The organism is Alcanivorax sp. HI0083 (genome assembly GCF_001635175.1).
Map to the genome: position 1 here is coordinate 1 of NZ_LWFX01000857.1, position 10,463 is coordinate 10,463.

Consider the following 10,463-nt stretch of genomic DNA (forward strand, 5'->3'; position numbering starts at 1 on the left):
CACACCGATTTCCGGGCCGGCCTTGGTGAGGAACACCAGTTCCGATTCGCGCACCAGGGAGGAGCTATCCACATTACACACCGCCAGGCGACCCACGTAATTGGGTGACTGGGTGTCGCGCAGGGCCGCCAGGGTATCGGCGGTTTCGCCGCTCTGGGAAATGGTGACGAACAGGGTGCCTTCCGGCACCACGTGCTTGCGGTAGCGGAACTCGCTGGCCACTTCCACCTGGCAGGGAATGCCAGCGATATCTTCCAGCCAATAGCGGGCCACCATGCCGGCGTGGTAGCTGGTACCGCAGGCGACGATCTGCACGGTCTTAACCTTGTCGAAAATCGCCGGGGCTTTTGCGCCGAAGGATTCGATCAGGCTTGCCGGGTTGTCGATGCGACCTTCCAGGGTTTTCTGGATGGCCGCCGGCTGCTCGAAGATTTCCTTCTGCATGTAGTGGCGGTATTCACCTTTTTCCGCATCTTCATGGGTGCCGTCGAACTCGTGGGCTTCACGGGTTACCGGGTTGCCGGCTGCATCGACGATGCGCACGCTGTCGGTGGTGATTTCTGCCTGGTCGCCTTCTTCCAGAAAGATAAAGCGGTTGGTCACCGGCAGCAGGGCCAGCTGGTCCGACGCGATGTAGTTTTCATCAATGCCCAAGCCAATGACCAGAGGGCTGCCGGAACGAACGGTGACCAGCTTGTGCGGTTCTGAGGCATGAATGACGCCCAGTGCGTAAGCGCCATCCAGCTTTTTGGTGACCGCCTGCACGGCGTCAAACAGGTTCAGGCCACTGTCCAGCGCCTGGTGCACCAGATGGACGATGACTTCTGTATCGGTCTGGGATTCGAAGTGGTAGCCGCTGGCTTCCAGTTCGTCTTTCAGTTCCTGAAAGTTTTCGATAATGCCGTTGTGCACCAGCGCCAGATCACCACCGGACATGTGCGGATGGGCATTGGCTTCTGAAGGCTTGCCATGGGTAGCCCAGCGAGTATGGGCAATGCCGGTGAAACCTTCTGTATGTTCTTGCGTGGCCGCCGCCTCCAAACCAGCAACCTTGCCCTGACGACGCACCCGGCTAATACCGTTGTCATTCAACAGTGCCACACCGGCGCTATCGTAACCCCGGTACTCAAGCCGTTTGAGCCCGGTGATCAAGATATTTGTTACGTTACGCTGGGCAATGGCCCCGACAATTCCACACATGCTTAATTTTCCCTAATTCTGTTTCTGATAGTGGATGTTCCGGTGGTGATTCGGTAACGCCTGCCCGCTCTACAAATAGCGTTGTAACGCGGGTTTCGCTACCAACTTTCCACTATCAACTGTCAACTTTTCTTGGTGGGGCGCTTCCAGTCGCTGACGTTGCGCTGCTGGCCACGGGCAACGGCCAGGCCGTTGTCATCCACATCCTTGGTGATAGTGCTACCCGCCCCGACGGTGGCGTTTTCGCCAATTGTCACGGGGGCAACCAGTGACGAGTTGGAGCCAATAAAGGCACCATCTTTCATCACTGTCTGGAATTTGTTGGCGCCATCGTAGTTGCAGGTAATGGTCCCCGCGCCCACGTTCACCCCTTTACCAATCTGGCTATCGCCAATATAGGTCAGGTGGTTCACTTTCGAGCCTTCGCCAATGTAGGACTTTTTGGTTTCAACAAAGTTGCCAACCTTGGCTTTGTCGGCCAGTTCCGTACCCGGACGCAAACGAGCATAAGGGCCCAGCTGGCAGTTTTCCCCCACGATGGCACTATCGATCAGGGTGTTCGCTTCAATCACCGTGCCGGCGCCAATGTTGGCGTCGCGCAGAATACAGTTGGGGCCGATGACCACGCCTTCGTCGATGGTCACGTCGCCTTCCAGGATCACATTCACATCAATGATGACATCACTGGCGATCTGCACGCTGCCACGGATATCCAGGCGGGACGGGTCCAGCNGCGTGACGCCATCGCGCATCAGGGTTTCTGCCTGGGCCTGCTGATAAATGCGTTCAAGGCGGGCCAATTGCACCCGGTCATTCACGCCATCCACTTCCCAACCTTCGTTGGGCTGCAGGGTTTCCACATTCAGGCCGGACTGGGACGCCATGGCGATCAGGTCGGTGAGATAGTATTCGCCCTGGGCATTATTGCTGGAGAGTTTTGGCAGGCTTTCTTCCAGAAAACGGCGAGAGCAGGCCAGAATGCCCGTATTGATTTCCTGAATTCCCAACTCGGCTTCGCTGGCATCTTTCTGTTCAACGATGCGCTGCACGTTATTCTGCCCATCGCGAACAATACGGCCATAGCCGTTCGGGTCGTTCAGGGTCAGGGTCATCAACGCCAGGGTGTTGTCGTCCACGGAGGCGACAAAGTCTTTCAGGGTTTCCGGGCGGATCAGGGGGACATCACCATACAACACCAGCACCATGTCTTCTTTCACATGGGGCATGGCCTGCGCGACCGCATGGCCAGTGCCGAGCTGTTCGGCTTGCTCTGCCCAGGCCAGCTCACCGGTGACGGAGGCTTTTACCTGCTCGCCACCATGGCCATAGACGATAACGATGTTAGCCGGGTCCAGCGACGCCGCCGCATCAACCACGTGCTGCACCATGGGCTTACCTGCCACTGAGTGGAGCACCTTGGGCAGGGCGCTTTTCATGCGCGTTCCCTTACCCGCTGCCAGAATCACTACTGCTAGACTCATACCCTGTCCTTGTGTTTTTGCTTGCGCCTGTGCCTTGGTTTATACCACCGGGTCATTTCAATTTCTGTACTTGCAGTCAGCCATACAGGCCGTCTCGCAATGACAGAAACAAAAAAGGGTAGCACCTGGCTACCCCCTTCTGTGTTGAAGATTTGCAAAAGATGCTTACCGCGTCTTTTTCTTCAACTGTTCGATAGCACGCAGCTGTGCAACGGCTTCTGCCAGTGTGGCGGCGGCACGGGAGTAATCCATTTCGGAACTCTTGCCTTCCAGCGCTTCTTTGGCACGGGCCTTGGCACGCTCGGCTTCAGCGGCGTCCATGTTTTCAGCGCGTTCTGCGGTATCCGCCAGTACAGTTACCAGCTTCGGCTGCACTTCCAGGAAGCCGCCGGATACGTAGAACACTTCTTCCTCACCATTCTGCTTCTTCACCCGTACCGGGCCCGGCTTGAGCCGGGTCAGCAGCGGGGCGTGGCCGGGCATGATACCGAGGTCGCCTTCCACACCGGACGCTACCACGATTTCAACCAGGCCGGAGAACAGCTGGCGTTCTGCACTTACAATGTCGCAATGCACGGTCATCGCCATTTGCTTGTCTCCCGGGTGCAGGTTACTTGCTACGCTTGTTGTAGGCTTCAATCACTTCGTCGATAGAGCCCTTCATGTAGAAGTCCTGCTCCGGGATGTGATCGTAATCACCGCCAAGAATGCCCTTGAAGCCCGCGAGGGTGTCTTTCAGGGAAACATACTTGCCCGGGGAGCCAGTAAATACTTCGGCCACGAAGAACGGCTGGGACAGGTAACGCTCGATCTTACGGGCACGAGATACGGTCAGTTTATCGTCTTCTGACAGCTCGTCCATACCCAGGATCGCGATGATGTCCTTCAGCTCTTTGAAGCGCTGCAGTACGGTTTGAACGCCACGAGCGATGTCGTAGTGTTCTTGACCGATAACCAGCGGATCCAGCTGACGCGAGGTGGAATCCAGCGGGTCGATCGCCGGGTAGATGCCCTTGGAGGCGATGTCACGGCTTAGGGATACAGTGGAATCCAGGTGCGCGAAGGTGGTGGCCGGAGACGGGTCAGTCAAGTCATCCGCCGGTACGTATACCGCCTGTACGGAGGTAATGGAACCGGTCTTGGTGGAAGTAATACGCTCTTGCAGAACGCCCATCTCTTCCGCCAGGGTCGGCTGGTAACCTACCGCTGAAGGCATACGGCCCAGCAGTGCAGATACTTCGGTACCGGCCAGGGTGTAACGGTAGATGTTATCCACGAAGAACAGTACGTCGCGACCTTCGTCACGGAACTTCTCGGCCATGGTCAGACCGGTCAGCGCTACACGCAGACGGTTACCCGGCGGCTCGTTCATCTGACCGTAAACCAGCGATACTTTATCCAGTACGTTGGAGTCCTTCATTTCGTGGTAGAAGTCGTTACCCTCACGAGTACGCTCACCCACACCGGCAAACACGGAGAAACCGGAGTGCTCGATCGCGATGTTCCGGATCAGCTCCATCATGTTTACGGTTTTACCTACACCCGCACCACCGAACAGGCCAACCTTACCGCCTTTGGCGAAAGGACAAACCAGGTCGATTACCTTGATGCCGGTTTCCAGCAGTTCGTTGGTGGCTGCCTGATCCGCATAAGTAGGCGCAGCGCGGTGAATCGGCATACGCTCGTCTTCACCGATGGGGCCAGCCTCATCAATCGGGCGACCCAGCACGTCCATGATACGGCCCAGAGTCTTGGTGCCCACAGGAACCTGAATCGGTTCACCGTTATCAGTCACGCCAAGGCCGCGCTTGAGACCTTCGGTGGAGCCCATGGCGATAGTACGTACCACGCCGTCGCCCAGCTGCTGCTGAACTTCCAGGGTAGTTTCAGTACCGTCCACGGAGAGGGCGTCATATACCTTCGGTACGGCTTCGCGTGGGAATTCCACGTCGATCACAGCACCGATGATCTGAACAATACGACCGCTACTCATGCTTGCATCCTCTTAACTTGCGTTTTTGCCGCGTTAATCTGCTTGACGATTAAACCGCAGCAGCACCACCAACGATTTCGGAGATTTCCTGCGTAATAGCAGCCTGGCGTGCTTTGTTGTACACCAATTGCAGATCACGAATGATGTCACCGGCATTATCGCTGGCGGCCTTCATGGCGATCATACGTGCTGCCTGCTCACAGGCATTGTTTTCAACCACACCCTGATACACCTGAGACTCAATGAACCGCACCAGCAGTTCGTCGAGGAGCTCTTTCGGGGCCGGCTCATAAATGTAGTCCCAGTGACGCTTCAGCTCTTCATCGCTACCCGCTTCCAGCGGCAACAACTGAATATTCTTGGGCGACTGGGTCATGGTGTTCACGAATTCGTTGTACACGATGTACAAACGGTCGATCGCACCGCTTTCGTAGGCATCCAGCATCACCTTGATGGAACCGATCAGGTCATTCAGGTGTGGGGTATCCCCCAAGCCTGTGACATTCGCTTCCACGTTGCCGCCGACGCTCTTGAAGAAAGACATGCCCTTGGAGCCCACTACGCAGTAGCTGGCCTTGACACCTTTTCCTTCCCATTCCTTCGCGCTTTTGACGACGTTCTTGAGCAGGTTCACGTTGAGGCCACCGCAGAGGCCCCGATCGGAGCTCACTACGATGTAGCCAACGTTCTTGACTTCCCGCTCTTGCAGGTAAACGTGCCGGTATTCCAGATCGGCGTTAGCCAGGTGAGCAACCACCTGACGCATACGGCTGGCGTACGGCTTGCTTGCCGACATACGCTCTTGCGCCTTACGCATCTTGGAGGCTGCTACCATTTCCATTGCACGGGTAATTTTCTTCGTGCTCTGGACGCTGGCAATCTTGCCTTTGATCTCTTTACCGCTGGCCATAGGAACGTTCCTTTATCAGCGAATTACCAGGTCTGGGTGGCTTTGAACTGATCGAGAGATTCTTTGATCTCAGCTTCGATCTCGCCGTTGTAGTCACCCTTCTCGTTGATTTTATCCATCAACGCTTTCTTTTCGCTGTTCATGTAGTCCAGCAGTGCCGCTTCGAAGGGGCCGATTTTCTCGACAGCAATACCTTTCAGGTAACCTTCGTTCGCTGCGTACAGCACAACACCCATTTCAGCAACGCTCATCGGGCTGTACTGCTTCTGCTTCATCAGCTCGGTAACGGCCTGACCATGCTCCAGCTGCTCGCGAGTAGAATCGTCCAGGTCGGAAGCGAACTGGGCGAATGCGGCCAGTTCACGGTACTGAGCCAGAGCCAGACGGATACCACCGCCGAGCTTCTTGACGATCTTGGTCTGTGCAGAACCACCTACACGGGATACGGATACACCCGCGTTCATCGCCGGACGAATGCCGGAGTTGAACAGGTCGGTTTCCAGGAAGATCTGACCATCGGTAATGGAGATCACGTTGGTCGGTACGAAGGCAGACACGTCACCACCCTGGGTTTCAATGATCGGCAGCGCGGTCAAAGAACCGGTTTTGCCTTTCACTTCACCATTGGTGAACTGCTCAACATAATCTTCGTTTACCTTGGCAGCGCGCTCCAGCAGACGGGAGTGCAGGTAGAACACGTCACCAGGGTAAGCTTCACGGCCCGGCGGACGACGCAGCAGCAGGGAGATCTGGCGATATGCCCACGCTTGCTTGGTCAGATCATCATAAACGATCAGTGCATCTTCACCGCGGTCACGGAAATATTCGCCCATGGTGCAGCCGGCAAACGGTGCCAGGAACTGCATGGAAGCCGGATCAGAAGCGGAAGCGGCAACGATGATGGTGTTTTCCATCGCACCGTGCTCTTCCAGTTTGCGCACCACGTTGGCAATGGTGGACTGCTTCTGGCCGATGGCAACGTAGACACACTTAATGCCGGAGTCTTTCTGGTTGATGATCGCATCAACGGCAACGGCAGTCTTACCGATCTGGCGGTCACCAATGATCAGCTCACGCTGACCACGGCCGATTGGCACCATGGCATCGATAGACTTGTAACCGGTTTGCACTGGCTCGTTAACTTCACGACGCCAGATAACGCCAGGCGCTACCTTTTCAACCGCATCGGTCTGCTTGGCATCGACCGGGCCTTTGCCATCGATCGGGTTACCCAGAGCGTCAACCACACGGCCCAGCATTTCGGGGCCAGTGGGGACTTCCAGAATACGACCGGTACAACGGACTTTTTGACCTTCGGCCAGGCCCAGGTAATCACCCAGTACCACGGCGCCGACAGAGTCTTGCTCCAGGTTAAGGGCCATGCCGTAGATGCCGCCCTCAAACTCGATCATCTCGCCGAACATCACGTCGGCCAGACCATGAATGCGCACAATACCATCAGATACGGAAACCACCGTACCTTCGTTGCGTGCTTCGGTGGAGGTATCAAGTTTCGCAATGCGCGACTTGATAATCTCGCTGATTTCGGACGGGTTGAGTTGCTGCATCTCTAATCCCTCAAACTCAAGAGTTCAGTTGCTCTGCCAGACGGTTAAGTCGGCCGCGCACACTGCCATCAATTACGGTATCGCCGGCTCGCACCAGCACGCCCCCAATCAGGGATTGGTCGACGGAAGTTGTGACATTCACTTCCGTACCAAGGCGTTTCTTAAGCGCTGCTACCAGCTTGTCGGTAGCGGCATCGTCCAACTCGAATGCAGAGATCATCTCCACATCGGTGAACTGCTGCTGTTCGGCCAGAAGCTCGTGGAACAGTTGCAGGATGATCGGCAAAAGCGGCAGACGCTTGTTCTGCGTCAGTTGTGCAACAAAGTTGCGAGCGCTTTCGTCCAGCTCATCACCACAGACTTCTGCAAAAGCAGAAACCTTGGTGGCGTCATCCAGTTCCGGCTGGTCAAGGTAGGCACGCATGGAGGCATCACCTGCCACTGCTGCTGCCAGGCCCAGCATCTTCTCCCACTGCTCCAGGGCATCGTGCTCTTTTGCGAACACAAATGCGGCCTTGGCGTAGGGGCGTGCGATGGTGGTCAGTTCAGCCATGGGTTACCCGTATTCTCAGAGTTCAGCCGCCAGCTGCTCAAGCAACTGCGTGTGTGCGTCCTGGTTTACTTCGTTACCCAGTACCTTTTCGGCACCGTTCAACGCCAGTACAGCCACATCTTTACGCAATTGCTCGCGAGCCTGATTAACCTGTTGGTCAATCTCAGACTGGGCTTTGGCAATCAGGCGCTCACCTTCGGTGCGCGCTGCATCTTTAGCCTCTTCCACAATCTGATTAGCCCGGCGATTGGCCTGATCAATAATTTCGGCCGCCTTCTCTTTAGATTCTTTGAGATTGGCGGTCGCCTTTTCCTGCGCCAGCTCCAGATCACGCTCTGCCCGATCCGCGGCACTCAGGCCTTCGGCAATCTTCTGCTTACGCTCATCCAGCGCCCGTGAAATCGGGGGCCAAACGAACTTCATGCAGAAGAACACAAACAGGGCAAACCAAATGGCCTGGCCAATTAGTGTCGCATTAATATTCATGCCAACACCTCAATCCGCGTTGCTTTAGATTTCCCTAAATCGGGGCTTAAACGTTAAAGCGCGATTTACTGGAAAATCAGCAGGAACGCGATAGCGATACAGATAATCGGCACAGCATCCAGCAGACCAGCGATGATGAACATGCGGGTTTGCAGCATCGGAGCCAGCTCCGGTTGACGAGCCACAGACTCGAGGAAACGACCACCCATCATGCCGAAGCCCAGACCTGCGCCGATGGCCGCGAGGCCAGCTACGATAGCAGCAGCAAGAAATTGAATGCCTTCCATCTTTACACTCCCGTTAAGTGCTTGGTTGGTTTAATTAAAAACCGGTTTAAAAAATCTTAGTGGTCTTCGACCGCCATGCTCAGGTACACGATTGTGAGTACCATGAAGATAAATGCCTGCAGGGTGATAACCAGAATGTGGAATACCGCCCAGGGCCAGGCACCAATAAACTGCCAGGCGCCCATCATGGCAGCCAGCATAATGAATACGAACTCACCGGCGTACATGTTGCCGAACAGTCGCAGGCCCAGTGAAACCGGCTTGGCCAGCAGACCGATAGTCTCCAGCAGCAGGTTCACAGGCATCAGCAAAACCTTCAGGACCGGATTGCTGGCCTCGAACGGATGCAGTGTCAGGGTACCCACGAAACCGCCCACACCTTTTGCCTTGATGGTGAAGAAGATCACCAGCAGCATCACAGAGAAGGACATGGACAGGGTAATGTTGGGGTCGGTGCTGGGCACGATCTTGAAGTAGGCTTCCTGGGCGGTCCAGCCGAAGAAGGAGGTCATGATCCAGCTAAAGGTGCCCGGAATGAAATCAACCGGGATCAGATCCATCAGGTTCATCAGGAACACCCAGCAGAAGATCACCAGTGACAGCGGTGCCACCAGTTTGCTCTTGCCGTGGAAGGAGTCACGAACCTGAGTATCAATAAATTCAATAATGGTTTCGACGAAGTTCAGGAAACCGGAAGGAACGCCGGCGGTGGCCTTGCGGGCACCCAGCCAGAACAACAGGCACATGATGATGCCGAGGCCGCCAGACCAGGCGAGAGAATCCACGTGGAATGCCGCGAAGCCCATGTCTTTGGCTTCGTTACCGTTACAGGCAAAGGTCCAGGTGCTTTCGGTCAGGGTTTGCGTATCGCGGCCGTCACATTCACGGACGTAGCCGGCTGGCAGTTCGCCATAGGTCAGATTACCCAAGTGGTGCTTGATGTAGTCTTGCGCGTTACTACCAGCCATAGAATGCCTACAGTCTCAGTCGTTTTGCCCGTCTTGCCCTGCTGTGCGTCCGTCGAGACGCGCGACCTGAATCCAACCCACGACCTGGGCGATCAGGAAGCCTAACAGCAGAACCATTGCACTTTTCATTTCCCGCGCTTCAGGGACCTTGGAGAAAGTGAGCCAGAACAGCAACAACATAATTGCGATCTTGCCCATCTCGGCCCGCATCGCTGCGGTGGCCATGCGTTTTGGCGCACGGTTGCCCGGGTGCATCCATATCTGGAAACCGCCCCAGGCATAAGCGATCAGGCTGATAGTGCCGCCCCAGGCAGCCACTAAGCCGGCGAATACGCCAGCCAACCCGGTTACCAGCAGCCCAAACGCCACAATTGTGGTCAGCTGAGCGCGCATTAAACCCCAGAACAAAACTCTGTCGGGCTGAAATTCGTTGCTGGTCACCATGAGCCTCTTGGCTGATGCAAAGTGATGCCACATCAGGCACTAAGGTCTCGGGCACCCCTGATCTTTAGCGCGGCGAAGTATATGGAGTTGGCACTCAAGTGGCAACAGCCGTGCGCGGATTGTTGGTCAAACTTCGCGCATCAACACCGACTTTTCGCAGCGGGATGCGCACAAAACAGGAATGAACCTGATTCAGCAAAAATGATGCTCAACCGGATGTTTTTTGTATACCCGCGAAATGCCGCCATGGCCTCGGGTCTTCAAGCCGCCAGGTAAAGAACAACGCCATAAAGCTGACCGGCTGCCAGCCAACTTCGTGGCGATGGCGAACCTGCCCGCATGGAGGAAACAGCTTGTTGCAATATTTCCTCGGCAGGCCGCGCCGCCTGATTACTTGATGTGCGCCAGAATGCCGTCCAGCTCGTCCAGGTTGTTGTAACTGATCACCAACTTTCCTTTCTTGCCCTGCTGCTGGATCTGCACCGGTGCACCGAGACGGTCCGACAGGTCGCTGATCAGTGCCTTCACATTGGGATCTTCCTTGGGCGCCGCCGGCTTGGCCGGTTTCGCCTT

At 55.9% G+C, this 10,463-nt stretch carries 11 protein-coding genes and 1 pseudogene; all 12 read right to left on the reverse strand.

Features of this window, described 5'->3' with window-relative positions:
- Positions 1-1,200, reverse strand: a 1,200-nt coding sequence (glmS, locus tag A3754_RS08255) for a glutamine--fructose-6-phosphate transaminase (isomerizing) (protein ID WP_063519294.1), incomplete at its 3' end; no start/stop codon positions are given.
- 122 nt (positions 1,201-1,322) lie between these two features.
- Positions 1,323-2,681, reverse strand: a complete 1,359-nt coding sequence (gene glmU, locus A3754_RS08260) for a bifunctional UDP-N-acetylglucosamine diphosphorylase/glucosamine-1-phosphate N-acetyltransferase GlmU (RefSeq protein ID WP_063519295.1) — start codon at positions 2,679-2,681, stop codon at positions 1,323-1,325.
- Positions 2,682-2,846: 165 nt separating this feature from the next.
- Positions 2,847-3,269 carry a F0F1 ATP synthase subunit epsilon gene (locus tag A3754_RS08265; protein ID WP_007150605.1) on the reverse strand — a complete coding sequence of 141 codons (423 nt, stop codon included), beginning with the start codon at positions 3,267-3,269 and terminating at the stop codon, positions 2,847-2,849.
- 22 nt (positions 3,270-3,291) lie between these two features.
- A complete protein-coding gene (gene atpD, locus A3754_RS08270) occupies positions 3,292-4,674 on the reverse strand; it encodes a F0F1 ATP synthase subunit beta (protein WP_063519296.1) in 1,383 nt (460 codons plus the stop codon).
- A gap of 49 nt (positions 4,675-4,723) precedes the next feature.
- Complete coding sequence (gene atpG, locus A3754_RS08275; protein ID WP_063519297.1) at positions 4,724-5,584, reverse strand: F0F1 ATP synthase subunit gamma; 861 nt, start codon at positions 5,582-5,584, stop codon at positions 4,724-4,726.
- A gap of 23 nt (positions 5,585-5,607) precedes the next feature.
- Positions 5,608-7,152 carry a F0F1 ATP synthase subunit alpha gene (gene atpA / locus A3754_RS08280; protein ID WP_063519298.1) on the reverse strand — a complete coding sequence of 515 codons (1,545 nt, stop codon included), beginning with the start codon at positions 7,150-7,152 and terminating at the stop codon, positions 5,608-5,610.
- Between the two features lie 16 nt (positions 7,153-7,168).
- A complete protein-coding gene (locus A3754_RS08285; protein ID WP_063519299.1) occupies positions 7,169-7,705 on the reverse strand; it encodes a F0F1 ATP synthase subunit delta in 537 nt (178 codons plus the stop codon).
- 15 nt (positions 7,706-7,720) lie between these two features.
- Positions 7,721-8,191 (reverse strand): F0F1 ATP synthase subunit B, encoded by a 471-nt coding sequence (locus A3754_RS08290; protein ID WP_063519300.1) that lies wholly within the window; start codon positions 8,189-8,191, stop codon positions 7,721-7,723.
- Between the two features lie 65 nt (positions 8,192-8,256).
- Positions 8,257-8,478, reverse strand: a complete 222-nt coding sequence (gene atpE / locus A3754_RS08295; protein WP_007151035.1) for a F0F1 ATP synthase subunit C — start codon at positions 8,476-8,478, stop codon at positions 8,257-8,259.
- Between the two features lie 56 nt (positions 8,479-8,534).
- A complete protein-coding gene (atpB, locus tag A3754_RS08300; protein WP_063519301.1) occupies positions 8,535-9,446 on the reverse strand; it encodes a F0F1 ATP synthase subunit A in 912 nt (303 codons plus the stop codon).
- A gap of 15 nt (positions 9,447-9,461) precedes the next feature.
- On the reverse strand, positions 9,462-9,890 hold the full coding sequence (locus A3754_RS08305) for an ATP synthase subunit I (protein ID WP_231880551.1): 429 nt from the start codon (positions 9,888-9,890) through the stop codon (positions 9,462-9,464).
- A 390-nt stretch (positions 9,891-10,280) separates the two neighbouring features.
- Positions 10,281-10,463: pseudogene (locus A3754_RS27555) on the reverse strand (chromosome partitioning protein ParB); the annotation flags it as partial.